30 protein-coding genes are annotated in these 24313 nt (G+C 52.3%); 12 read left to right on the forward strand and 18 right to left on the reverse strand.

Going from position 1 to position 24313, the window contains the following annotated elements; genetic code table 11:
* The first annotated feature begins 479 nt into the window (after window positions 1–479).
* Window positions 480–1328: a hypothetical protein gene (locus ACO0LF_RS17955; RefSeq protein WP_423016407.1), complete on the forward strand. Its 849-nt coding sequence runs from the start codon at window positions 480–482 to the stop codon at window positions 1326–1328.
* A gap of 18 nt (window positions 1329–1346) precedes the next feature.
* Here the strand turns inward: ACO0LF_RS17955 and ACO0LF_RS17960 are convergent, their stop codons facing one another.
* The gene (locus ACO0LF_RS17960; RefSeq protein ID WP_423016409.1) at window positions 1347–2003 is read right to left on the reverse strand and encodes a Crp/Fnr family transcriptional regulator; all 657 of its coding nucleotides are present in this window, start codon (window positions 2001–2003) and stop codon (window positions 1347–1349) included.
* Window positions 2004–2025: 22 nt separating this feature from the next.
* Here ACO0LF_RS17960 and ACO0LF_RS17965 point away from each other — a divergent pair, with 22 nt between their 5' ends.
* Both ACO0LF_RS17965 and ACO0LF_RS17970 read left to right on the forward strand, forming a co-directional pair.
* Entirely contained in the window at window positions 2026–2790 is a 765-nt protein-coding gene (locus tag ACO0LF_RS17965; RefSeq protein ID WP_423016411.1) for an SDR family NAD(P)-dependent oxidoreductase, read from the forward strand.
* A 138-nt stretch (window positions 2791–2928) separates the two neighbouring features.
* Window positions 2929–3303, forward strand: coding sequence for a terminase (locus ACO0LF_RS17970; RefSeq protein ID WP_423016413.1), 375 nt, complete (start codon window positions 2929–2931; stop codon window positions 3301–3303).
* 129 nt (window positions 3304–3432) lie between these two features.
* On the opposite strand, the gene eutC is transcribed toward ACO0LF_RS17970, so the two are convergent.
* The 3 genes from eutC to eat are packed head-to-tail and all read right to left on the reverse strand — an operon-like array spanning window position 3433 to window position 7048.
* Entirely contained in the window at window positions 3433–4233 is an 801-nt protein-coding gene (gene eutC, locus ACO0LF_RS17975; protein WP_423016415.1) for an ethanolamine ammonia-lyase subunit EutC, read from the reverse strand.
* Complete coding sequence (locus ACO0LF_RS17980; protein ID WP_423016963.1) at window positions 4230–5627, reverse strand: ethanolamine ammonia-lyase subunit EutB; 1398 nt, start codon at window positions 5625–5627, stop codon at window positions 4230–4232. Before ACO0LF_RS17980 ends, eutC begins: the two co-directional genes overlap by 4 nt.
* Window positions 5628–5629: 2 nt before the next feature.
* Window positions 5630–7048, reverse strand: a complete 1419-nt coding sequence (gene eat, locus ACO0LF_RS17985; RefSeq protein ID WP_423016417.1) for an ethanolamine permease — start codon at window positions 7046–7048, stop codon at window positions 5630–5632.
* Between the two features lie 260 nt (window positions 7049–7308).
* On the opposite strand from eat, the gene ACO0LF_RS17990 reads away from it, so the two are divergent.
* Window positions 7309–7809: a hypothetical protein gene (locus ACO0LF_RS17990; RefSeq protein ID WP_423016419.1), complete on the forward strand. Its 501-nt coding sequence runs from the start codon at window positions 7309–7311 to the stop codon at window positions 7807–7809.
* A 394-nt stretch (window positions 7810–8203) separates the two neighbouring features.
* Here the strand turns inward: ACO0LF_RS17990 and ACO0LF_RS17995 are convergent, their stop codons facing one another.
* From ACO0LF_RS17995 to ACO0LF_RS18035, 9 genes are all read right to left on the reverse strand, one after another.
* The gene (locus ACO0LF_RS17995; RefSeq protein ID WP_423016421.1) at window positions 8204–8410 is read right to left on the reverse strand and encodes a hypothetical protein; all 207 of its coding nucleotides are present in this window, start codon (window positions 8408–8410) and stop codon (window positions 8204–8206) included.
* Window positions 8400–8984 carry an RNA polymerase sigma factor gene (locus ACO0LF_RS18000; protein WP_423016423.1) on the reverse strand — a complete coding sequence of 195 codons (585 nt, stop codon included), beginning with the start codon at window positions 8982–8984 and terminating at the stop codon, window positions 8400–8402. Before ACO0LF_RS18000 ends, ACO0LF_RS17995 begins: the two co-directional genes overlap by 11 nt.
* Window position 8985: 1 nt before the next feature.
* Window positions 8986–9195, reverse strand: coding sequence for a YgaP family membrane protein (locus ACO0LF_RS18005; protein WP_423016425.1), 210 nt, complete (start codon window positions 9193–9195; stop codon window positions 8986–8988).
* Between the two features lie 98 nt (window positions 9196–9293).
* On the reverse strand, window positions 9294–9635 hold the full coding sequence (locus ACO0LF_RS18010; RefSeq protein ID WP_423016427.1) for a low molecular weight protein tyrosine phosphatase family protein: 342 nt from the start codon (window positions 9633–9635) through the stop codon (window positions 9294–9296).
* Window positions 9636–9708: 73 nt separating this feature from the next.
* Complete coding sequence (locus ACO0LF_RS18015) at window positions 9709–10485, reverse strand: hypothetical protein (protein ID WP_423016429.1); 777 nt, start codon at window positions 10483–10485, stop codon at window positions 9709–9711.
* Between the two features lie 133 nt (window positions 10486–10618).
* On the reverse strand, window positions 10619–10873 hold the full coding sequence (locus tag ACO0LF_RS18020) for a hypothetical protein (protein ID WP_423016431.1): 255 nt from the start codon (window positions 10871–10873) through the stop codon (window positions 10619–10621).
* 11 nt (window positions 10874–10884) lie between these two features.
* The gene (locus ACO0LF_RS18025; RefSeq protein WP_423016433.1) at window positions 10885–12033 is read right to left on the reverse strand and encodes a serine hydrolase domain-containing protein; all 1149 of its coding nucleotides are present in this window, start codon (window positions 12031–12033) and stop codon (window positions 10885–10887) included.
* A gap of 628 nt (window positions 12034–12661) precedes the next feature.
* A complete protein-coding gene (locus ACO0LF_RS18030) occupies window positions 12662–13210 on the reverse strand; it encodes a DUF6714 family protein (protein WP_423016435.1) in 549 nt (182 codons plus the stop codon).
* 94 nt (window positions 13211–13304) lie between these two features.
* On the reverse strand, window positions 13305–14057 hold the full coding sequence (locus ACO0LF_RS18035; protein ID WP_423016437.1) for an SIMPL domain-containing protein: 753 nt from the start codon (window positions 14055–14057) through the stop codon (window positions 13305–13307).
* A 140-nt stretch (window positions 14058–14197) separates the two neighbouring features.
* Here ACO0LF_RS18035 and ACO0LF_RS18040 point away from each other — a divergent pair, with 140 nt between their 5' ends.
* The 7 genes from ACO0LF_RS18040 (at window position 14198) to ACO0LF_RS18070 (ending at window position 19729) form a co-directional block, all read left to right on the forward strand.
* Entirely contained in the window at window positions 14198–15391 is a 1194-nt protein-coding gene (locus tag ACO0LF_RS18040; protein ID WP_423016439.1) for an HPP family protein, read from the forward strand.
* Between the two features lie 74 nt (window positions 15392–15465).
* Window positions 15466–16272 carry a hypothetical protein gene (locus tag ACO0LF_RS18045; protein WP_423016441.1) on the forward strand — a complete coding sequence of 269 codons (807 nt, stop codon included), beginning with the start codon at window positions 15466–15468 and terminating at the stop codon, window positions 16270–16272.
* Between the two features lie 259 nt (window positions 16273–16531).
* On the forward strand, window positions 16532–17182 hold the full coding sequence (locus ACO0LF_RS18050; protein WP_423016443.1) for a hypothetical protein: 651 nt from the start codon (window positions 16532–16534) through the stop codon (window positions 17180–17182).
* Between the two features lie 328 nt (window positions 17183–17510).
* Entirely contained in the window at window positions 17511–18335 is an 825-nt protein-coding gene (locus tag ACO0LF_RS18055) for a hypothetical protein (protein ID WP_423016445.1), read from the forward strand.
* Window positions 18336–18451: 116 nt separating this feature from the next.
* On the forward strand, window positions 18452–18823 hold the full coding sequence (locus tag ACO0LF_RS18060) for a hypothetical protein (RefSeq protein WP_423016447.1): 372 nt from the start codon (window positions 18452–18454) through the stop codon (window positions 18821–18823).
* A 9-nt stretch (window positions 18824–18832) separates the two neighbouring features.
* Window positions 18833–19255 carry a hypothetical protein gene (locus ACO0LF_RS18065; RefSeq protein WP_423016449.1) on the forward strand — a complete coding sequence of 141 codons (423 nt, stop codon included), beginning with the start codon at window positions 18833–18835 and terminating at the stop codon, window positions 19253–19255.
* A gap of 114 nt (window positions 19256–19369) precedes the next feature.
* Window positions 19370–19729 carry a DUF1801 domain-containing protein gene (locus tag ACO0LF_RS18070; protein WP_423016451.1) on the forward strand — a complete coding sequence of 120 codons (360 nt, stop codon included), beginning with the start codon at window positions 19370–19372 and terminating at the stop codon, window positions 19727–19729.
* A gap of 633 nt (window positions 19730–20362) precedes the next feature.
* Here the strand turns inward: ACO0LF_RS18070 and ACO0LF_RS18075 are convergent.
* Window positions 20363–20989: a GNAT family N-acetyltransferase gene (locus ACO0LF_RS18075; protein WP_423016453.1), complete on the reverse strand. Its 627-nt coding sequence runs from the start codon at window positions 20987–20989 to the stop codon at window positions 20363–20365.
* A gap of 129 nt (window positions 20990–21118) precedes the next feature.
* On the opposite strand from ACO0LF_RS18075, the gene ACO0LF_RS18080 reads away from it, so the two are divergent.
* Window positions 21119–21517, forward strand: a complete 399-nt coding sequence (locus tag ACO0LF_RS18080) for a GFA family protein (protein WP_423016455.1) — start codon at window positions 21119–21121, stop codon at window positions 21515–21517.
* 16 nt (window positions 21518–21533) lie between these two features.
* On the opposite strand, the gene ACO0LF_RS18085 is transcribed toward ACO0LF_RS18080, so the two are convergent.
* From ACO0LF_RS18085 to ACO0LF_RS18100, 4 genes are all read right to left on the reverse strand, one after another.
* Window positions 21534–21890 carry a hypothetical protein gene (locus tag ACO0LF_RS18085; RefSeq protein ID WP_423016457.1) on the reverse strand — a complete coding sequence of 119 codons (357 nt, stop codon included), beginning with the start codon at window positions 21888–21890 and terminating at the stop codon, window positions 21534–21536.
* 136 nt (window positions 21891–22026) lie between these two features.
* Window positions 22027–22674: a GNAT family N-acetyltransferase gene (locus ACO0LF_RS18090; protein WP_423016459.1), complete on the reverse strand. Its 648-nt coding sequence runs from the start codon at window positions 22672–22674 to the stop codon at window positions 22027–22029.
* A gap of 35 nt (window positions 22675–22709) precedes the next feature.
* A complete protein-coding gene (locus tag ACO0LF_RS18095; RefSeq protein WP_423016461.1) occupies window positions 22710–23306 on the reverse strand; it encodes a hypothetical protein in 597 nt (198 codons plus the stop codon).
* A gap of 432 nt (window positions 23307–23738) precedes the next feature.
* Window positions 23739–24179, reverse strand: a complete 441-nt coding sequence (locus tag ACO0LF_RS18100) for a MarR family winged helix-turn-helix transcriptional regulator (protein WP_423016463.1) — start codon at window positions 24177–24179, stop codon at window positions 23739–23741.
* Between the last annotated feature and the right edge of the window lie 134 nt (window positions 24180–24313).

The following is a 24313-nucleotide window of genomic DNA, read 5'->3' on the forward strand; positions in this document are numbered from 1 at the left end:
GAGTTCTAATCGAGTCTGTCAGCTAAAACTGCAGATGCGCAGCGTTGTCCCTCCACCCCAACGCTTTCTAGTTTCCCAGAAATCGTCACTTATAACCATACAAGCGCAGCGTAATCGTACGCATGGTAATCGTCATTTTTCATGACGCCTGAGCCTATCGCCTGCTTCAGAGTAGTGAATCAAGTATAAACCACGCCCATACAAAAATGGAAACGCGGCTATCATGAGAATTTTTTGGGGAGACCCTTATTTCAGTCCCATCATGCGTACGATTACGCTGCGCTAATCGTACCTACACTGGCTAGCTTGCATTTCGCTTGACTGGAATAACAGTATCTACGCTGGCTCAATCTTCTTGTAGGACACCACTGACCCAATTTTGAGAAAACCGCCATTTGATCTGTGCTGCGGGATTGCTATGCTTTATTAATCTCGTACGTGCACTTTCGCAATCTCAATTCATCATCTGGAGTCTTCTCATGTCCAAGCCATTCTTGAATCTCATTCTTCCTGTTTGCTCCAGGCAAGTGGCCAGATCGGTTCTGGTAGCGGCTATCCCCCTGGCTGGCATGATGTCATCTGCGGTGGCGGCTGATGTGTCGCCTGCGCTGGACCGGGCCAGCCTTTCTCTTGGTGCTGTCCGCGCAGATACCAGCTTGCAGCTTGGTGTCAGCACCAGTGCCGGGCGATATGAGACCCCGAGCTACGATGGTGAAAGTGTGACCATACCAAGGATAAGGGCGGACTTTTTACTCGGGCATAGCCAGGGCATTTCGCTGGACTATTACCGCTATGACAAATCCTATTCATCCAGCCTGAATGGCAGCACCACTTTGAATGGGCAGCCCTTGAACGGTACTGCGGCATTGTCTGCCGATGCCAGGCTGGAGGTCGGCCAGGTGGCCTACAGGTGGTGGCTGGGGCAGGGCGCGGACGTGGTGGGACTGGGCCTGGGGGCGGCCTATTACCGGGCAACGGTAGATGGCTCAATTGCTGCAACAGCCGCTGGCATGAATGGCAGCGGCGCAGATACTTTTGAGCGCAGCACCTTTGCGCCCCTGCTTGAACTGGGCTGGCGTCATGCCTTTACCCCGTCGACACGCATGTTTGCCGAAGCCTCAGGCGTCAAGAAAAATGGTGGCAGCATCAACGGGCATATCTATACCGCGACCATGGGGGTGGAGTGGTTCCCGCTGGAGAATGTGGGTATCGTGGCTGACTATGGGGTATCCAGAATCAGCCTCACACGTGATCTTGAGCGTGACGACAGCGCACAACTGAATCTGCGTCTGAATGGCCCTTCAGCCTATGTGAAAGTGCGCTTCTGAAAATATACTTATCTGAATTTATGGTACATCAGCAATCTGCCGCCGGATGATGCGGTTCAGGCCCACAGGGGTGACACCCACATAGCTGGCCAGGTCTTTTTGTGAGATGCGGCGGATCAGGGCTGGTTCTTCCCTGGCGATAGCCTGGTAGCGTTGCTCGGGTGTCAGGGTGAGCAATTCGCGCTCACGTTTTTCCTTACGTGCAGCAAAAGCCTGGAAACCCTGCCGCAAGGCAGTGGCCCAGGCCAGTTCCTGTTGCGCCAGGCTGAGCAGGATGGCGTAGGGAATACGTTCCAGCACTACTGGGCTAATGGCCTGTACGGCAAAGCTGGTCTTGCCCTGCGCAGTCAGAGCAGCCATGCTGGCAAAGACCTGGCCTTCGCTGGCAAAGGATTTGATCCATTCCTTGCCATCTTCCTGCACATACATGAGCTTGACGCAGCCACTGACGATCACATACAGATAGGGGTGGCTTTCATCCTGATGGAATACCCATTCCTGTGCACCCAGCTGTCGGGTTTGCAGGTTGGCAGCTACTTGCGGCCAGTGTGGCAAGTCTTGCCCCGCGAGGGTGCGAAATACCTGCTGGCTCAGTGTTAATGGAGAGGTGGTCGGCATGGATAAATTAACCCGGGTTAATGCGTGGATGTCTTGCAGATTATACAGTTTGCCCATTCCATTACACGGGGGGGGCAGCATGAAACTCGCACAGCAAACTTTCTTGATCACCGGGGCCAGTGCAGGCATAGGCCGGGCACTGGCCGTGGCACTGGCGCAGCAAGGTGCGCACGTCATCGCCTGGGGGCGCAATGCTGAACGCCTGCAAGAACTGACGGCAAGCCATCCCAATATACAGGTGCAAGTCGTCGACCTGACGCAAGTGGCACAATTAGAACAGACGGTCGCTACGCTGTTGAGCCATATGACGATAGACTGCCTCATCAATAACGCGGGCATACAGCATGCGAAGCAATTGCTGGATGCTGACTATGGCTTGCCCGACATCATGGCCGAGGTCAGTACCAATCTGCTTGCACCAATAGAGCTGACACGTTTGCTGTTACCGCATTTGCTAACTCGGCCACAAGCCAGAGTGCTGATGATGTCATCCGGCCTGGCCCTGATGCCCAAGGCAGAATCTGCCGTGTATTGTGCCACCAAGGCTGCTATCCATTCTTTGAGCGAAGGCTTGCAATTACAATTGCAGGCAAGCCAGGTGACAGTTACGGAATGTATTTTGCCTCTGGTGGATACCGCCATGACAGCAGGGCGGGGACGCGGCAAAATCATGCCTGCGCAAGCGGCCGGTGAAATCGTGCTGGCCTTGCAACAGCCCGCCCGCCCCATGCTGTATGTGGGCAAGAGCAGGCTCTTGCCCTTCTTGCTGCGCTTTGCCCCTTACATCCTCAGGCGCATCTTGCAAGTACCACCAGAAAGCCAGCGTCTGCCGCAACATTCTTAGCGCAAGATGACAGTTCACGACATTTTTTACAGGTCTGGCGACATTTTTAAACCTGTAGTCGCTGGATAATGGCAGCCTGCATATGCCTGAACTACACTGCCTGCATGGCATAAACGAATATTAAAACCGGAGCTTATCGTGGATAAAATAACAGCAGGTAAGAGCATGAGTGTGGGTGAAATATTGCAATGGCAATGGAATGGCTATGCGCAATTTCACCAGTCACGCGCCAATCTTTACATGCACATCATTGCCGTGCCCTTGTTCTTGCTGGCCAACATCAGCCTGCTGGTCGCCATGGCGCAACTTTCATTTGTAGCGGCTATTCTCTCTGTCATTGTGATGGCGGTATCGATGGCAGTGCAGGGCAAGGGCCACAAGAAAGAAGAGCATCCGGCCATCCCCTTCAGCAGCCCCATGAATGCCATCACCAGGATTTTTTTGGAACAGTGGATCACGTTTCCGCGCTTTGTGATTTCTGGCGGATGGTTGAAGGCCTTGCGTGCGTGTTGATGTGCGGGGCTGATTATTGCCCTATCAGGTTATCTAATATTGAAAATAAAGACCAAAAAATTCACTACAGAGGCACAGAGTGAGTAAGTAGGCTCGTGCTGCGGATTGTAGGGTGCGTTATAACGCACCCTACACTTCCAGCAAAAAATTGGATGTGGCTTGGCTGCCCAGTTGTACCGGCGCTTCTGTTTCATCTTTCAGAGCCACGCCCGTCAGACCACGCTTGCGGGCTTCTGTCAGCAGGTAATTCAGTTTGTAGGCCGCCTGCTCATAGCTGAGGCCATCCGGGCGTATATTCGAGATGCAATTGCGGGCAGCATCGGTCAGGCCAGGCTGGGGTGACCAGCTCAGGTAGGCACCCATGCTGTCGGGTGAGCTCAGGCCCGGTCTCTCGCCTATCAGCACCAGCACGGCCTTGGCATTCAGCAGCGCGCCTGTCTCGTCACCGATGGCGACTCTGGCCTGGGTGGCGATGACGATGGGAGCAAGGCTCCAGTTGTCAGGTGCAAGCCGCGCCCGCAGGTTTTCCAGCAAGGGCAGGGCATTTTGCGCAACTGCGGGGGCAGATAAACCATCGGCAATGACGATGGCGAGGTCTGCTGGCGGCGATGATAATTGCTGCAGATGCTGGCGTGAGGCCTCATTCAATCTGCGGCCCAGGTCCGGTCTTTGCAGATAGCTGTTGCGATCATGCGCGGCGCTGTTGACGTGCAGGCTCTCATACCCTGCTTGCTGCAAAGCCTGCGCTAATTCACTCACATCCAAAGCCTGATGCACGGCATCACGGGCGCGCGCATGGGCCAGCTGGAAAGCCAGTTGCGCACCAGTCGGCACGCTGACACCGGCGCGGCCCAGGGCGATGCGGGCCTGGGTGAACTGGCGCAGGGCTGCCCAGGGATTGCTATGGACGGGTGGCTTGGGTGCGTTCATGTCAAGCGTCGTAAAGCTGTTTCAAAACCAGATGGCAAGGCATCATGCAAATGCAATTGCTCATCATGTTTATAAATCTCCATCCGCTTGAGCCAGGCTTCAAATTCAGGCGCGGCCCGCAAGCCCAGCACGCGCCGCAGGTACAGCGCATCGTGGAAAGAGGTGCTCTGGTAATTGAGCATGATATCGTCCGAGCCTGGCACGCCCATGATGAAATTGCAGCCTGCGGTCGCGAGCGAAGTCAGCAAAATATCCATGTCATCCTGGTCAGCCTCGGCATGGTTGGTGTAGCAGACATCGCAACCCATGGGCAAGCCCAGCAGCTTGGCGCAGAAATGATCTTCCAGGCCTGCGCGTATGATTTGCTTGCCATCGTAAAGGTATTCAGGCCCGATGAAACCAACCACAGAATTCACCAGCAGCGGCTGGAATTTGCGCGCCACGGCATAGGCACGTGCTTCGCAGGTTTGCTGGTCCATGCCATGATGGGCATTGGCTGACAGCGCGCTGCCCTGGCCGGTTTCAAAGTACATGACATTCTGGCCCACCGTGCCGCGCCCCAGCGACAGGGCGGCGCTGCGTGCTTCTGCCAGCAAGGCGAGGTTGATGCCAAAGCTGCTGTTGGCCGCTTCGGTGCCAGCGATGGACTGGAACACCAGATCGACCGGCGCACCGCGCTCTATGGCTGTCATGGTATTGGTCACATGGGTGAGTACGCAAGACTGGGTGGGTATCGCATATTGTTCTATGATGGCATCGAGCATATGCAGCAGCTTGATGACTTGCGGCACATTGTCGCTGGCGGGGTTGATGCCTATCACGGCGTCGCCACTGCCATACAAGAGACCATCGAGTATGCTGGCGGCAATGCCGGTGCTGTCGTCAGTGGGGTGGTTGGGTTGCAGGCGGGTGGCGATGCGGTTTTCCAGGCCCAGGGTATTGCGGAATGCCGTGACCACGCGGCATTTTTTTGCCACCAAGATCAAATCCTGCACACGCATGAGTTTGCTGACGGCGGCTGCCATTTCCGGCGTGATACCTGCTGCCAGTGCAGTCAGCGTTGCCGTATCTGCCGCATCCGACAACAACCAGTTACGAAAATCCCCTACGCTCAGATGGCTGATTGTGGTGAAGGCGGCAGCATCATGTTCATCGATGATGAGGCGTGTCACTTCATCGCTCTCATAAGGCACCAGGGCTTCATTGAGAAAGATTTTCAGCGGCAGCTCTGCCAGGCACATTTGCGCCACCACGCGTTCTTCTGCAGTGCTTGCGGCTACGCCTGCCAGCAAGTCGCCAGACCGCAGCGGCGTAGCCCTGGCCAGCAAGTCCTTGAGGTCACGGAACTGGTAAGTGTGCGTACCGACGATGTGGCTGAATTGTGCAGGCTGCATGCTCATCTTGTAGCGGTTTCTGTGGTCATGGCATTGTCCGCTTCTTCATCCTGGGCTATGCCAGTGCGCTTGCCCACTGTCATGATATGGTAGACATAGGCCAGTGCCAGGAAGAGGCAAAAAACGCCGAATATCAACAGATTATAATAAACCATGGTGGCCATGCAAATGCAGGCTGCCAGCAGGGCGAAGGCGGGTGAATATGGATAAAACGGCGCGCGGAATGGCCTAGCTATATCTGGCTCAGTGCGTCGCAGTTTGAATAGACTCAGCATGCTGACGATATACATCAGCAGCGCACCAAACACACTCATCGTCAGTATATTTGCCGTCAGACTCTGGCCACCTATCTTGATGAGTTCATCGCTATAAATCGCAGCGATGCCGATAAGGCCACCTGCGATGATTGCCCGGTGCGGGGTCTTGAAGCGCGGATGGATTTTGGCAAAGAAATGCGGCAGATAATTCTCCCGCGCCAGCGCAAAAATCTGCCGCGAGTAACCAAGTATGATGCCGTGAAAAGACGCAATCAGACCAAACAGGCCCAGCCACACCAGCATGTGCAGCCAGTTGCTGTTATTGCCGACCACCAGCTTCATTGCCTGCGGCAGCGGGTCATTGATGTTCGCCAGTTTGGTCCAGTCACCCACGCCACCGGCAAACACCATCACGCCTATCGCCAGCAACACCAGGGTGATGATGCCGCCTATATAAGCGATGGGGATCGAGCGTCGCGGATTGCGTGATTCTTCCGCCGCCATCGCCACACCTTCTATCGCCAGAAAGAACCAGATCGCAAACGGAATGGCCGCAAACATGCCAGGCAGCGAGGCTGCACTGAAATGCTCTTGCCCGGCCCAGCCGCCCCTGGTGAAATTGTCCAGGTGAAAACCCGGCGCCACTACACCCATGAAGACCAGCAATTCAAAGATCGCCAGCAGCGTGACAGCCAGCTCAAAATTGGCGGCGATTTGTATGCCTATGATATTCAAAGCCATGAATACGATGTAGGCCCCCACTGCCGCCGTCTTGGGATTGATTTCAGGAAATTGTACATTCAGGTAAGCACCTATCGCCAGCGCAATGGCCGGCGGTGCAAATACAAATTCTATGAGGGTAGCCGCGCCGGCAAAGAAACCGCCCAGCGGCCCAAACGCCCGCCTGCTATAGGCAAACGGCCCGCCCGCATGGGGGATGGCCGTGGTCAATTCTGTGAAGCTGAAAATAAAGCTGGTGTACATCGCCGCAATGAACAGCGCCGTCACCGTGAATCCTAGCGTTCCCGCAGAAGCCCAGCCATAACTCCAGCCAAAATATTCACCCGAGATGACCAGGCCCACCGCGATGCCCCACAACTGCAAACTGCCCAGCGTAGGTTTTAACTGCGCATCTGTGCCTGAGCTTGCCTGATCGGGTGTCATGGATAGCCTCACTGTGGGGTAGGGTGAGTCAAGTATCCATGATTCGGGGGCTGATCACAAGTGCTGGATACAATGTGGGCAACTTCGTAGGTTGGGCTACGCTTCACCAGCCCAACACTCGGCCTTAACAAACGTGAAGTTTATTGAAATGCTGACCGTCGGAGTGAGGCAATTGCACATGGTTAACTCATCGGTTAACATACCATGCGCTTCACGGGCAATTTCAATTCGATGATTTTAAGTTTATATAGGATCACTCAATGCACGTCGTTCAAAGTCAGCAAGAACTATTTGACGCAATCAGGAGGGAAAATATTCCTTTGGATATAGTTGCTATTTGGGAAGGGACTTTGCCCGATGAAATCAAGCATACTTGTCAATCGCCGGATACCCTGTTCAACGCTTTCATGGAGCATCGAGACGCATTCCCGTGTGCAGATGAATTCCTGATGCTGTGGCAGACAAATGGCGATTCCATCACTGCTTACCTGAGAGCGCAGAAAATTTATGTGCGCTGGCATATGGAAGACGGGCCGTCGGAATCTGAATTTGAGATTTTAGGGCACTCTTATCAACAGTTGATTGCCAGACTTCTCGCGAGGAAAATATCTCGTGGAACGGATAGCCGAATCCTTAACGATATCTCCGCATTCTTTAAATTCGAATATCTCCAGGAACTCACCAATTATGTGCAAACCAGTTCAGACTGGGAGGGTGATGGTTCTACGACCTTTATCGCATCTATAGAAGCACAGAAATAGAGTAGGGCGTTTAAAAATAATGTATATGTCTATTGAGGCCGAGTGTTGGGCTGGTGAAGCGTAGCCCAACCTACGAGGAGCGGCCCAACCTACGAAAATTTTCCAACCTGCAGTAAGCCAACCTACGGCTAGCTCTTGTTCCGTCGCTCATAAATCGTCTCAATCAAACCCATAGTCCAGCACATGGGGCAGCCGCGCATCAATAAGAATGCAGCTATGAGTGCCAGCCCCTGCAAGATGATTGATAAGCCGAGCTCCAGAAAGACCAGCCTTTGTAGGTTGGGCTACGCTTCACAGCCCAACACTCCGCGATTAAATAACGCATACAGCTTATCAAAGGCCCAGTGTTGGGCTGGTGAAGCGTAGCCCAACCTACAGGAAATCCAACCTACGGCTATTTCTTCTTCCGCCTCTCATAAATCGTCTCAATCAAACCCATCATCCAGCACATGGGGCAGCCGCGCATCAGTAAGAATGCAGCAATCAGGGCCAACCCTGCCCAGATCATGCCCAGGGGTTCTAGCAAAAAAGCGGCGATCACCAGGGCCAGTGCACCAAGACCGCGCAGCAAGTGCACCGTCACAGACGTGCTACAAAACATGATGGCCTCCATGATTTGTCGGTGTTTCTGGCGCCCCATCCTTCATCCAGTAACCACTACCCAGCAATTGCTCACGCACCTGTGCACGGGCGCGGTGCAGGCGGCTTTTGACCGCTTCCAGGCTCAGGCCCAATTGTGCGGCAACTTCGGGCGCGGTCAGCTCATGCACGTCGCGCAGGATCAGCACTTCGCGGTAAGGGGGCGAGAGGCGCTCCATGGCGCGTACCAGGTCCATGCGCAGATCGGTGGGCACAGTGGCGGCTATTGGCATTTCAGCTTCAGCGAGTTCATCCAGGGCATCATGGTATTTTTTGATGCGGAACAGGCGGAAGCATTCGCGCTCGATGATGCGAAACATCCAGGTTGCAAAGGTCGCTGCACAGCGCAGCGCACCTACCTTGCGGTAGAGTGACCACAGGGCCATCTGCACCGCGTCTTCGGCATCCTCGGCATTTGAGCAGGTACGGCGGGCAAAGCGCTTGAGGTCGGGCTGGCAGACTTCCAGCAATGCGGCTATGGCTTTACCATCACCTTGCCGGGCGGCTTCGATCAATTGAGGGCGAGACAGGCTCATCTCAGTTATCCAGGTATTTGCGCCCCACCATGGCGCAGGCGGGGCAAAAGCCGACAAAGGCGGTCATGACCATGGTAACAGCGCTGGCGATGACTAGCCAATTCAGCATGCCACCAACTTGACCACTGTACGCCAGCCAGAACAGTAGCAGGCCGCTGATGACGCGCAGTGCGCGTTCCCAATGGGGCAAATTACGTTTGAAATGAAACATGGTGAACTCCTCTTTGTAATGGATGACACTGAGCAAGAGTATCCATCCGCGTAAAAGGATTCAGGCTTTTTCAAAATAATTGAAAATAATAGGGAAAATCAGTTCAAACCCAGAATATCGCCTATAGCGTGTTGCAATTGCTCCACCAGTTCTGCATCCATGTACTTGTATTCATCGGGTATGTCGAGCACATGCACAGGCTTGTGGCCGATGAGGTTGCGATAGCTGGCCATGAGGCGTGACTTGTGTTTTTCTTCCATGACAAAGATCTGGTCTGCCCATTCTATGTCAGCAGCAGAGACAGGATGACGGGCATTGGGGCTGGTGCCGCCAGAGCGGGCGCGCACCAGGGGATGCTTGCGCCAGACTTGCTCGGCAGTAGGGCTGCGCCACTGGTTGCGGCTGCAGACGAAGAGGGCGTTGATGGGGCTGTCAGGCATGGGGCATGATGCTGGTAAAAACCATCATCATGCCAGAATCAGCTTGCTTGGGGGCTTGTTGTTTACCTCTTATTTACCGCTTCATCAGACGCATCTCATGATTGATGACTTCGATAATGCCGGTGGTCTTGCAGGTGTCCGGTGCAGGGGCGGCAGTGTTGCTGGCTGTACTTGCCGCGCTGGCCACAATGGCAGGGGCTGGTTCTTCCTCTGCTTCAGGTATGCAGGTGTCGGCGTTGAGCCAGAGTTGCAGATGGCCGTCTTTCTTGAGATTGGTGACGGCAACCAGCTCACTGGTTTCATACAGATAGACAAAATGCTTGGCAGCCTTGAGTTCAAACACACCACCCAGGGTGACGGACAGCATGATGCCATAACTGGTATCAAAATAAGGGTCTACCATGGAGTCACCCGTGTCAGTTGCATAGTAGCAATCACTGACCAATAGTTTTTCTGCCAGGGTTGCTTTACTGTAAACAGTGATCTTGGGGGATTCACAATGCTGGTTCTTGAGCAAGGCCAGCGCTTGCTTATGCTGAGCCGGGGTCAGGTATTGAGCTAGTGCGGCACGGTCTTCCAGCACGGTTTTTTCAAATTTCTCAGCTTCTGGTGCTGCTTGCAAGCCAAAGCGGCCATCATAGCCGGGCATATAGATGATTTCTTCTTCTTTGTCGGCAGAGGCAGCACTGCTGGCGCTGGCTGCAGTGACCACGGGGGAGCTGACAGATGCGCTGGCGACAGGCTTGCCAGCTGCCGTCTCACCCTCATGCCAGGTGTGCCACGACCATGCTGCCGCAATGAGTACTGCAACACTGATAAAAACAATAACAACGCGAACCTGCTTATTCATAGAGCGGATAGGAGAGAAAATCACAAAAGCCGCCAACATAAACGAGCAAGCCTGGCGTTGCCATGCTTTTTACTCCAGGTAACAAATCAGTCTGGCTGTAGTTGGTCGTCGTTGGCTGTGCACCTGTGGCAGCTTACTTTTTATAATGCTGCAATTCACCATAAATAATTTCCACGATGGTGACAGACCAGCGGCCATCCAGTGAACTATTCGCTGCCAGCAGTGCGAGTGCGATGAACGACAAACTGAGCGGTATCGTTGCATGACATGGGCAGGCAAATAACCAGAGCCGCCAAAATATGCCAGTTGCTGCGGCCAGGCCAGCTATTTTACGCAGGCCAACCAATAGCCAGGCCCGGCTTAGATGGCCCTTGCTTTCATCAAGCAAGGGCAGTGGTCTTACTTCGCTTCCGTGTCATAGAGTGCTGCAATACCACCCGCCAGGGCATGCGGTTGCGAGCCCTGCAAATTGGTCAGCACCACCACCGTCAAACGTTTCTCAGGCAGGCTTACACGCCAGGTGGCAGCGCCACCGCCATAAGAGATGGCTGTTTGCTTACCAAAAGGCATGAAGATAAAACCCAGGCCGTAGTCACCGTTCTGACCATTGCGCAGCTTATAGGGCGTAGTCATTTCTTTCAACAATGCGGGCTTGATGATCTTGCCTTCGGCCAGGGCTTGCTCAAAATTGATCAAGTCTTGGATATTGCCATTCAAGAGTCCGGCTGGTGCCAGATAGTCGGGCATGAACTTGGCACCATAATGATGGATCTTGTCTTGCATGACGACAGGGCGGCCATCCTTGATTTCCAGCTTGCTATGGTCTTTGCTGATGTCGAGCGAAGTATATAAATCGCTGCGGCCAGGGATGATGGACCAGGCATCCCCAAAGCGTGCACCGCTCAGCCCCATGGGTTTGAATAAACGGGTTTGCACAAACTGCTCATACGGCATGCCGCTGGTTTTTTCTATAATCATGCCCAGCAACATATAGCCAGTCTGGTTGTAGACGGCTTTTTCACCAGCAGGCTGCAAGGGCAGCTTGGCCAGTTCTTTCAAGAGCTGTTCGCGGTCGCCGCTGATGGTAGTGATGTTGACGTCATCGGTAATCGCATCCGGCAAGCCAGATGTATGTGAGAGGCAATGGCGTATGGTGATGCCAGACCATGCAGCAGGCAATTGTGGCAGTATCTTGGTGATGGAGTCATCGAGATTGAGACGACCATCCTGCACCAGCAACATGATGGCGCTGGCGGTAAAGGTCTTGGTCATCGAGGCCAGCACATATGCCGTCTCAGGCTTGACTGCCACATTGTGTTCTATGCTGGCCAGGCCATAAGTGCTTTCCTTGATGATCTTGTTATCGCGCAGCACAGCAATCGACATGCCAGGGATATGGCGCTTTTGCATCTCGGCGCGCACAAAATCATCGGTGGCATCGGCGTGGGCCAGTAAGGGCGTGGCAGCGATCGTCATGCAAGTCAGCATAAGCGCAGCCATGCCATATTTTTTTGACAGATTTGTTCCTGAGTTCTTTGAGGTTTTCATTTTATTCTCCTGGTTTTCATGAACATGGATGCTGGCTTAACACCTCACCGGCCTCGTTTTTTTCTTGTCTGCGACAAGCATGGGCTTACTGTATTGCTAACTAGTAAAAGCTGCCACAGGGAAATGATGAGTTGCAAAAACAGGGGAATAAAATGCAAACCTGGGGGATAGATTGCAAAGGAGTGGCTGCCGGTTTGAGCCTGTCTGTTGGGGGGGTACGCAAGACCAAAAAACTCACTACAGAGAAGTGCATGAGGATGGAAGAGGGCAATCCAGGTATGGCTTGTACCATACCTCGTGATGTGAGAGGTTTGGGGAAAGTAAAAATGGTGCGTTACAACGCACCCTACAAATAACCGTAATTGGTAGGGTGCGTTGTAACGCACCGGGTGTGATGGTTGTGGTGCGTTACAACGCGCCCTAGTTCTAATCTTGATTCCGCATTTTGCAGGAGCGGCTTTAGCCGCGAATTGGTGGACACGGTAAGACATTCGCGGCTAAAGCCGCTCCTACGAAAAACCTGGTGAATTAAAATGGGCCTGCAAATCACCGTAATCGGGATGGTGCGTTGTAACGCACCATCAATGATTCCAGATGTTAAAAAAACGGTGTGCATAGCGCACGCTACTCACTGGTTCCAATATCCCAGCAGAGCATCAGAAATGGTATCCCAATGATGCCTCTGATAGACATCATCCAGCTGTAGTTTTAGGTAATTGATGACGACGGCCTTTTGAGTGTCATTCAAAAGCGCTTGCAACTCTTCTAGCTGGCTGCCAAAGACCAGATGGTAGATCAGGTCAAATTCAACGTCTTCGCCCAGATCTGCCTGCATGAATGCGGGAAGGTGAAAGCGCATGCCAGCTGCATCAAAGAAAGATAGGCTGCTATTGCATCTATTAAGATCTTCTAACTTGATGCGCCGCCAGTCAGTTTTCTCATCATTGGCCCGGCAGGCTGCGCAGTCTTCTTCGCTGACGTGGTGATCAATTCCCCGAGCTTCATACAAACCTATGCCGTCTCCCAACTGCACGCCGGCAAATGCATACTGGATTTCTTGCCTGAGTTCGACAGCCCGCAAGCCGAGGCTGATTCTGCGTTGCGCTTGTTCGATGATGGCTTCATCGTAACCGGCAGCACGTGCGTCGTCTATGTCTTTTTGTGTAGGATAGTACATTGCTACATGATATATTTCTTTAGCGTTCTATGTGCGACACCATTGTCTGCATCATGCGCGTGACATTGTTTGGTTTGGATTTCATCATGCCTCATCAACGCTCTATCCCATACTCTATCGTCACCACCACCCGCGCTACCTTGTCTATCGTTGATTTATCATAGGTGCCGCCGTATTCATCCGAGCTGGTTTCTGTGCCTACTGGCAGGATGTAGAAAGCCCCTTGCGAGGCAGAGCGCATGCTGCCTACCTTGACTGCGCCGTATTTGGCAAATTCGCTGGCGCGCTTGTTGGCATTCTCTGTTGCTGCGCCTATCAATGACATCTTGATGTCTTCCAGGTTGGCCACCAAAAACTGTGGTGCGCTGTGGAATACTGGCTGGCCATCGGCTTCCAGTTGCAGGGCCGCGCGGCTGACATTGGTGACCTTGGCCAGGTCTTTGGATGTTACCAATATGCTTTGCGCTGCCTTGTAGCCGCGCTGTGCCTGGCGGCTGCGGCCTTCTGGCAATTCTTCGGTGACCATATTGGGTTCCACCGCTTCTTCTGATTCTTTTAAAGCGGCTTTTTCAAAACCCTGCTTGCTTAAAAACTCATCCAGCACAGGACGCGATTTGCGCAGTTTGACCAGGGCTTCGGCAAAGCTGGGTGCCACTACGGCCACGCCTATACGCCATTCTGCATAATTGGCTTGCACGGGTTTTTCTGCCAGACCCTTGACGGAGATACTTTGCTTGCCCGCACCGATGTGCCTGGCCTGCATACCAAAAATGAAGGCGGCAGCCGACATGCCCAGGGCCAGCAATATACCAAGCATGACCAGGGCGCGTGATAAGTCTTTATTCATTTCAATCTCCGGGTGATATTGCCATGCAAAAATCGGCTTTGCGATCGCTGTTAAAATAGGGCAAGGCAGTGATACATACTGCGATAAAGCTTTTATTTTCCCTATACACTTTGCACTTTGTTGCAAATTCATATAAAACCATGCGAAAAAAATGGTCGTCTCTGGAAAGTCTGCTCGTCTGGTGCAAGACTTTCTCCCCGGCACAAATCGGCACTGACAATCGTGAACGCCTGCGCGCCTGTGCTGGCATGCTGGCGGGTTTATTGCTGACAGGCCTGGCGACCCGGGCGATGCTGGGTTCAGATGCCGCCATCCCCATGTTGTTGGCACCTATAGGTGCTTCTGCTGTCTTGTTGTTTGGCGTGCCTGCCAGCCCGCTGGCGCAACCCTGGTCCATCGTCGCTGGCAATATGTTGTCGGCCCTGGTCGGCGTCATGTGCGTGCATATACTGGGGGCGTCGCTGGCCTGCGCTGCATTGGCGACTGCGCTGGCGGTGGCCGCCATGTTCTTGTTGCGTTGCCTGCATCCGCCCGGTGGCGCAGTGGCTCTGACAGCAGTGCTGGGTGGGCCGGTGATACTGGGGCTGGGTTACCAGTTTGTGTTGATACCTGTGGGTATCAATTCTGTCTTGCTAGCCTTGTTTGCGCTGGCCTATAACAATGCCACGGGCCGCCGTTATCCGCATGCGGCCCAGCCTGACCATGCCAGCAAACATGGTACGGGGGATGCGCGTCCTATAGACAGGCTGGGCTTTCAAACACGTGACCTTGATGAAGTCCTGCAAAAATACAATCAGGTGCTCGATGTCAGCCGCGATGATCTCGAATCCCTGTTCCTGCAAACCGAGATGCATGCTTACCGTCGCCGCTTTGGCGAAATCACTTGCGCCGACATCATGTCGAAAGATGTCATCACCACAGAATATGGCGCCAGCCTGGAAGAAGCCTGGACCCTGCTGCGCCAGCACAGGATCAAGGCCTTGCCCGTCATCGACAAGGCGCGCCGCGTGGTGGGCATAGTCACCCAGGTGGATTTCATGAAGAATGCCAACCTGGATGTTCATGAAAATGTTGAAGAAAAATTGCGCCAGCTCTTGCGCCGCACCCGCCTCATGCATTCCAGCAAACCAGAAGTCGTCGGCCAGATCATGAGTCACCCGGTACGCACAGCCCGCCATGATATGCACATCGTCGAACTGGTACCGCTGCTATCCGACCAGGGCTTGCATCATATCCCCGTCATCAATGAGGAGCGTCGCCTGATAGGCATGCTTACGCAATCAGACCTGGTGGCGGCTTTGTACCGGGGCAAGCTGGCGGATACTGAAATATAATTTGCAAAAGTGAGCTGGAAATACGTGTTCTACTCAAAATCCATCCAGATAAATCTGCAGTTAGGGGAGCTTAGGTGAAGCAATTTATTTCAAGAATAGACAATGATGTCCAGGATAAAAATTCCCTCGCATGGAAAAAGCTATGTGATTATATCGATCAGTTAGCAGTAAGCGGAGGAGAAGAATTTTCTCCACTAGAATTTTTAGGCAATACGATTTTTTCCCAGATACAGACTCTGCCCGCATCTATTGCCAAGCTGGACAAGGTCAGGAAGATCTGGCTATATGGCAGCAAACTGAAGAGAATACCTCCAGAAATAGGATATATGACTTCGCTGGAGTATTTTGATCCTTATACGTCTTATGATTTGCATTGGTTGCCGTATGAAATTACCCGGTGTAAGAAGCTGATTTCCAGTCGTATCAGTACCCGTGCTTTGTATGGGAATTATAAACATAGAATGGGATTTCCCAGTCTGACGAAAAATCCGGTCAGGCATGATGGTGAGATATTGACGTGTAGTGTCTGTCACCGTGTCATCAGCTATGCTGAAACAAATCAACTTTGGATTAGCTTACGAATCGGGACTGACGTTGTTCCTTTGCTTGTCAATGCTTGTTCGATATCATGCGAAGAAAAATTGCCATGTCCTCCGGAAAATTATGTACAAACACCACATAAAGGGGGCGGATCACTCAAGCAACCACTAAATTGGGAGGAACAAATGGTAATCGAAATACAGAGGCGAAGAAATGAGAATGCTGCACCAGTGCAGCAAGCAATTCAGATCAATGCTGATGCCAATGAAAGTAGTAAATTAAAAACAGATGCCATGTCACTCAAGCCATTGAAACTTGTCGTGAAAATTTGGGATAAATGAAATATATTCCAACCCATGTGTGTACCAGTTTATATGTGCTTATGCATGATGCTCTTAGCGAGTATTCTTACTGAATTGCGCTGCTTGCATAAAAAAGTGTCAACACTTTTTATTTTCTGATTGATATTTTCTTATATTTAAATGACGATGCACGTCATTCAGGATTTTCCTGCGTATTCTTAATTTTTGTCTGATAATAATCATTATTTTAAGCTTGCTACAACGCATAAATTTTTTCGAAAACTAAGCAAAACCTACGATGATCTCTACTCGCCAATTGTCCCAACTCCCCCTGCCTTCAAGTTTACGTAGCATCTTGCAGGCCCTGGCCATGCTGGACGCTATCCTGGAAGAGGAGTGGGAGTATCGCTATTATTCCTATAACGCCCATTGGTCAGAGACCGAGCATATGGCATCCATGCGCACGGGTTCTGGGGATGACTTCTTTGCCGTGTTTGATGCCTGTGGTTGCTTCCTGCGTGGTTTTGCTCATGAAGCTGCGATGGCTCCTGCCAACAATGCCAGTTCTCAAGTCTGGCCAGGGGTGCTTGATACTGTGCCGTCGGTATTTCGCAGTTCGTTGAATGAAGCAGCCTTTCACATGCAGGACACCACTTTCTGCATCTGGTGCCAGGCTGGCGATGCTGCATGGTCATGCGGGGTGATAGAGTTTCCAGAAGGCGAAGACGACCCTGATGGTTCACAGTGGATGCTGACGCCTTTAGATGGAAAACCAGAGACTTACCAGGCTTTCGCGCAAGAGTATTATGAGCTTGATGTTGACCTGTCAGCTATTACCAGGATCTTTGCGCACGAGCCATTGACAGCTGAGTTAGTCGCAGCTTTTTCAACTTCGCGGACGCTGGAAGATATCTTGATCGATGCAGAGGAAATTGGATATCACTGCTGAGTTTAAATCGTCTGTAAAAGATGAGTATGGCCGGATAGTGATGCTAGAAGTGACTGCTGGTTGAATCTGATTCGTGGATAATATGACAAACCACAAGAGATCTTGTCATGTAAAAACACTAAAATCCACGGTAATTAAATTCGGCATTGATTAGTGCTGATAGCCAGGGCCGAATACCTCAAGTATCATCGCCCTCATCGGTGATCTGCCCCCTTGCCGGGCAGGTATTTTTTCAAAAACTGTCCGCGACTGTCGTTCTTTGTTCTGGAGCCTGAGACATAGCCCCGGACATGGTAACCTGTATTCTCCGTTGCGACGGGAGGAAGATATGTTTGCTTACCTGGTCATTGCTTTCAACAAGCTTGCTGAACGGTGTATCCGCGCCCGGCTTTACTTCGCTGTTCTTGTCCTGCCACTGTGTGCATGCGCTACCCAGAATTTCGATCTGGAAGTTTACCAGGGCTTGCGTGTCGGCATGAGCCAGGGTGAAGCCAATAAGGTGCTTGACAGGCTGGAAGCAGCAGGCCCGCCATTTGTGCGAAGAGTGAACGATACTGTCGGTTCCAAGTGTGTCAGATACCCAAGTCTCTGCCAGGACGGCCCTGACTCCCACCTCTTCGATTTTTACCGGGCTCAACAATTCCCTTACGATGTATTGAAGCAGGTCAGCAATGGCACCCCTTTTTTTCAAGTGGATTATCTTAGTGGTCCCGGTATGCGTTGCATCTATTTATTCTTTGATCCCAATACTCAGTTGCTGCGTGGCTGGGTAGCAAATACCAACTTGTGGAGCCTGGCTTATTGGCAAGAGCGCCTGGGGTCGAAGTTGAAGCGTGAATATGGGAGAGTCAGCCATGGTCATACGAAAAAAGCGGAAGTATATGCGCTGATAGGGCCGCCAAAGACGATCATCGCTACTCCCACAAAAATGAGCCGTGAATTGCTCGACGATCATTATTGGGATTCTATGACCTTAGACCCGCCCACGGGGAAATGGAGTAATCGCTGGGAAGTCTATGAATATCTGCTCGAAGATGGTGCCGTCCGACATGTCTATATGATTTATGCAGGAGATAATAACAGTCTGACTGCCTATGGTTATGACCATGCCCACCTGGAAGTTGAGCGTTTTAAGCGTGCCCGTGGCTTTTGAATGCGGCTGCACCTGATGGCAACTGCTACTATCTCAAGATGTCATATCCACTGTCTATGAATGTCTGTGAATGTCTGTGAGTGTCTATTAATGCCTATTAATGAGAAAGTTTTTATATGGCTAAATATCAATACTATCTGATACGCATCGCTGCACTGGTTTTACTCGTAAGTGGCAGCCATGCCTGGGCATCTGGCGGCACCGGTGAATACGCCCTGGACTGGCCCGTGCGCGGCGAGTTGCTGGCTTATCATTCCAGCGGTTGTGCAGATGCCTGCTGGGTGGCTGAGGTAAGAATAAAAGCCACAGGCAAGCTTAAGGCTCGCTTGCGCTGTGATGTGGATCAATTGTATTTTTCCCAGCCGGGCAAGAGCAAGGAGCGCTTGTTGCCGGAAACCTGTGCTTCCTATAGCGATAGTAATGACAAAGCCAGCCTCATCAGCAACAAGCTGAGGTTGCTGCTGCAACCTGGGCAAGTGAAGAAATAAAGATATAAGATGAACTACAGGATCAACGCATTGCTGACATTGACTGCGGCACTTTCCATTGCGTATGAATGCCAGGCTGCGAATGAGATCGCACTCAAGGGCCGTTATGAATTTCGTACCGATACCCAAAGCCAGGACATGCTGGGTGGCCTGGTTTGCTTTTATCCAGGCCCGGATTCAGCCAAAATCTTGCCACGCTCGCCAGCTGATAAACGCCTGGCCTGGTTTTGTTTCAAGAATAAAGATGAATCCAAAAAGCTGTTGAATATCCCCGAGCAGTTCAAGGGAAAAAATTGTGGCATCTCAGGACAGGCTGCATTAAAAGTGGTTAATTATGTCAGCTATAATGGAGAGGGTGATGGTGTTGATACGGCGGTCCTGGTGGCGGTAACGGAAAAATCCGCTCTCAGAAAACTGGCTTGCAAAGAGTAGAACTCATTTCATAAACAGGCTGAGTTGTAGAGCTTTGTCCGGCTTTGTCTGATGCATCATCGCAAAATCCTGAAGCAGAAACATCAACCTGCCTATGATGAAGGAGCATGATCCATGAGTGCCGACCGAATCGACAAACTCTTGCAAGACATACGCCTGCTTAATGAAGACCATTATGCTCTGGTACAGGCATTGCGAGAACAGATACTCAAGCTAGACCAGGGTGTGACAGAAGAAGTCAAATATGGCGGCTTGCTGTTCTCTTCCACCAGGCCTTTCTGTGGCGTATTTTCTTATACCAGGCATGTGACGCTGGAGTTTGGGCGCGGTGCATCCCTGCCAGACAAATACAAGACACTGGAAGGCGAGGGCAAGTACCGCCGTCATATCAGGTTGACTACGCCACAAGAGATAAAAGACAAGCATGTGCATGCTTATCTGCAGCTGGCTCTGAAGGAAGCAGCACAGGAATGAGTAGAGAAATTATCTTCATCCTCCCCAGGCTGAATGACATAAGCTGCTGTGGTTTGCAGATAGCATCTCCGCTACCAAATGAGCCGGGCGCTGATGCTGGCTTTCTGGCGGAGTAAGTGCAGGTGAAAGGCATATGACGACGGTAGGGTGCGCCGCGCGCACCGGTTTTCATCTACACTCGACACTGAGCATGACGGCAATGGTGCGTTATTATTAGATCACTACACGCACCGCATTTTTCCAAAAAGATCAAAGACATTGCTTTGTTGATGAATGTAAATTGCTGATGCATGACATTTTTTAGACTGGCAGAGAGTGATGTGGTGCGTTACAACGCACCCTGCCAGACTTATTTAAACAATGGTTTTGTAGGAGCGGCTTTAGCCGCGAATGACTTGCCGTGCCCACCAATTTGCGACTGAAGTCACTTCTACAAGAGGTGCAGAGTGTGTCTTGTACTCCGTTTTCATTGATGCGAAGGTGATGGTGCGTTATAACGCACCCTACAAGGCTGCAGGTGCCAAATTAAGATGAGGCGCAGGCGCAATGCATCAACCAGCAGGGCATGATCCTCAGTGCACCTCTGTGTCTCTGTGTCTCTGTGGTGAGATTTTGGGTCTTGATTTCACCGCTTCATGTGGGACTGCGCAAAGCTGGCACCCGCCCCAGCCAGTCACTGCGCAATAAACCAAACAGCGCCGAATCCGACACCGCGCCTTCGATGATCCAGCGTTCGCGCAAATAGCCTTCGCGGATAAAGCCCAACCTTTCCAGAGTCTTGGCTGAACCCAGGTTGTCTGGATGTATGTCGGCTTCGATGCGGTTCAGATTCATTTCCGAGAAACCATAATCCAATAAGGCGACCAGGGCCTCATGCATATACGCCTGTCCCCAGAAGCTGGAGTCCATGTCGTAACCGATTTCTGCGCGGCGGCAGCTGGCGTCCAGATGGAACAGGATGCAGCTGCCAAGAAACATACCGTCAGACTTGCGTATCATGCCCAGACGCACCATATCACCCTTGAGCACGGCAACCTGGTCGCGTTCTACCATGGCGATGGCCTGGGCGATGTCGGTCCACGGTGCCGTGGTCATATAGCGCATGACTTCCGGTTTGGAACGCATGCGCAAGATGGCTGGGGCGTCGTCCAGACACAAGGGGCGCATGGTCATGCGTGGCGTATCTAATGTAAGCTGATCGAAAGAGGGCATGATGAGATAGGGGCTGGTAGTAGTCTGATCTATTATAAATATGCACAAGTATCTATGCGTATGCATGGACAGGCATGGCAGAAAGTCTGTGTACAATCATAGATGAAAAACGCCATTGCTGCCATGTGTCTTATCAGTGCAATAAGCGCAGCATTTTGAGAACCCCAGGGGGGCACCATGAAAACCTACCACGGCAGTTGCCATTGCCAGGCCATACGCTTTGCAGCCGAGCTCGATCTGGCCGCCGGCACCATGCGTTGTAACTGCAGCTTTTGCCGCAAGATACGTTGCTGGGCGACAGTCGTCAAACCTGAGTCTTTTCGTCTGCTGGCGGGCGAGGGGGATTTGGCAGAATATCAGTTTGGTGCAAAGCATGAACGCCACTTTTTCTGCAAACATTGTGGCGTGCGGCCTTTTGGTATCGCCCGGTCGCCCAGGCGTGGCTTATTCTATGGTGTCAGCGTCAGCTGTCTTGATGATGCGGCGATTACAGAGCTGGCGAACGCGCCCGTGACCTATGTCGATGGCCTCAATGATAATTGGGATACGCCGCCAGCTGACGTGGGGTATTTATAAAATGTTCCAGTGCCTGTCACATATGCGTGATCGGCGCATACATGGCCCAGATCACGATGACCATTGCCAGTAGTTGTACTGCCGCCAGCACGGCAAATGCCTGACTGGCGCGGGCTTTTGCCTGTGGCTTGGAGCGCTCTCTCAGCCAGTTGAGCCAGATCGCCAGGCAGGGCAGGCCAGCGCGCCATAAGTAACGGCCATAGTCATCAACAAATTTGGTGATGATGAAATCCTGTTGCAGGTTAAAAGACTGATGTAACTCATAAAAAAACGGGATGAAATAAAAACCCATGAGCCCCAGTAATAAAGAAAACACGCTGGCACAGATCGCGCTTAGCCAGAAAAATTGATTGCCAGTTTTAGCTGCTTGCATGAAGTTGGTCTATCTGAATAATGAAAATGAATAATGGGAATGAAAGAAAAGCAGGCGGCAGAATATCTGCCATCCTTGATGGCTTGCACGGCGCATGCCACAGCAGGGTTTTCTGCTGCAGTCTGCAGTTAGCGCATTACACCAGCACCGCTGCCGTGATATCGGAAGCCAATAGCCAGCCCAGGGTAGTGTAAAGGGCGCGGCCCTCTGCCGTCGCGACCAGCACGCCTTGCTCAGCCTGTTGGCCAACGGCATGGTTGCCCAGGCTTTGCATGATGGCATTGGCCAGGCCGCGGCGTCTGTGGGCAGGCTCGGTGACGATCTGGTCAAACACCGCATGTTTGCCGTGGATGGCCATGCGGCCAGTGGCGGCATGCTGGCCATCTTTATTGCAGGCGCGGGCAGTGACGGCATTGCCATCGACCGTCAAGCCTATGCTGTAGCTGTCGGGCATGCTGACCGTGGTGTGGCTGAGTTCTTTGCTCATCAGGTATTCGGGCGCTTTGACTTGCCAGCGCTCTGGCAGCAGGCCAGCGACGCTGCTGTGTGGTGCGCATATCTTTAGCCAGGTATCGGGCGTGTCGATTTCTTGTGCCAGCCTTTGCACCGCAGTCAGCACATGTCCTTGCAAGACATAGCGTTCCAGGTGGCCAGGCAAGCCTACCTGGATGCGGTAACCAAAATCGGCCAGCGGAATAGGGGCATCGGTGCCGCGAGAAATAGTCCAGCCATGTGCCCAGGCGCTGAGCAACTGGTTTTGGTCCGGTATGCTGAATTGGCTCATCAAAGTCCTTGGGTAAGAGACGCTGCGTGCTTCAATCAAGGCCGCCAGATATCAAGCTGGCCTGCGGCATTGGCTGCCCGCAATAGCATTTGCGAACGCCAGTCCACCAGGATCAGGCCATGATTGGCATGCAGATAGCTAAAGGCGGCGACCAGTTTGTTATTGTCGGCTTCTGGCCCCATGTTGACACCCAGCACAGGGATGCCATGGGCATCAGAATAACCATAGAGGCTGACATTGCCACCCACGGTGATGCTAAAACCATCCTGCACCTGGCCACTCAGGGTGTTGCCGTAATACAGTAGCGGGGCCGGGCCAACTTCGCCACCCAGGGCGGCAGCCAGTTTGGCTACTGACAAGTTCAGTACCGTGGTCCTGGCAAGCTGACGCAGATACGCCTTGCGCCAGCCGACTTCGGCACGATGCTCGGCTTCAAACAAGTGGTATTCCTGGAGCGTGGCTTGCACTTCATCGACACGTTCACCGGCAAAGAATTCCATCTGCTCCCATTCATCTTCATGCAACAGGAAATCTGCTGCCGTTGGCTGTACCGTCACAGGCAACAGGGTGGCCAGTTCGTTCGATAAAGTCGGAACGCTGAACAAGATATCATTGGGATCGACTGTCGTCATGTCGTGTTAACCGCCGCTTAATTGCCACTTAACCACAAGTGGTATGTTGATGTGAAGGCAATAATTTTACACGCAATAAGGCCGGCAACCAGCGATTTACGGGCGTTTGTTACATTCAGAAGCAAAAAATCCTGAGACGCGGTACGCACGGCTCACTCTACAAAAACCGTCATCCGTAGGGTGCGTTGTAACGCACCGCTTTTCTTAACACCCAGGGCTTGGTGCGCACGGCGCACCCTACAAAATCCCGGGGTCAAGATGAACTGCCTCACCAAAGAGGTATAGAGTTGTCACGGAGGCTTCTATCTACTCAGTCAGTAGGGGGCGCCATGTGCACCGTTTTATTTAAGCAGCGTGGATCATCAATGGTGCGTTACAACGCACCCTACAAAACCGTCAGGCTTAGGCGACCTTGTAACGCAGCACTTGTCCCTATTCATCTGTCTGGTCAGACTCGACCAGACGCGTCAGCAGTTTCAGCAATTGTTTTTGTTCAGTCGCATTGAGAGCGGCAAATTTATCGGCCAGCACTTGATTGGCAATCTCATTGCCGCTGGCCAGTATGTGCTCGCCTTGCTGGTTCAGGAAATGCTCTATGCGTCTGCCTTCGCCAGCGCGGCGTTCTATCAGGCCCTGGGCCACCAGGCGATTGGCCAGTGTGCCAAAGGCCTGGTCAGTCTGGAAGGTAGCCACCGCCAGGTCGTGCGATGAGGCACCCGGCGTGCGGGCGATGGCGCGCAGGGCGTCCCATTGGGCCAGGGTAGTGCCCGCCGCTGCCAGGGCATTTTCCAGTGCGCGGTGCTGGCGGTATTGGGCTTGCTTGACGGCACGGCCCAGTTGCTGGAGATGAGTTAGTTGCAGGTGATTTGGCATGCAGCCAGTTTAGCAGAAAATATAAATCAGCTGATATAAAGAAATTTATATCAACATGTTTATATAAATATGTGTATATAATATGCGTATAATAATCGCCAGATCAAACCGGTCTGCAATTTTCCAGGAGTACT

Source organism: Undibacterium sp. Di27W, from assembly GCF_049340345.1.
Taxonomy (GTDB): Bacteria; Pseudomonadota; Gammaproteobacteria; order Burkholderiales; family Burkholderiaceae_D; genus Undibacterium.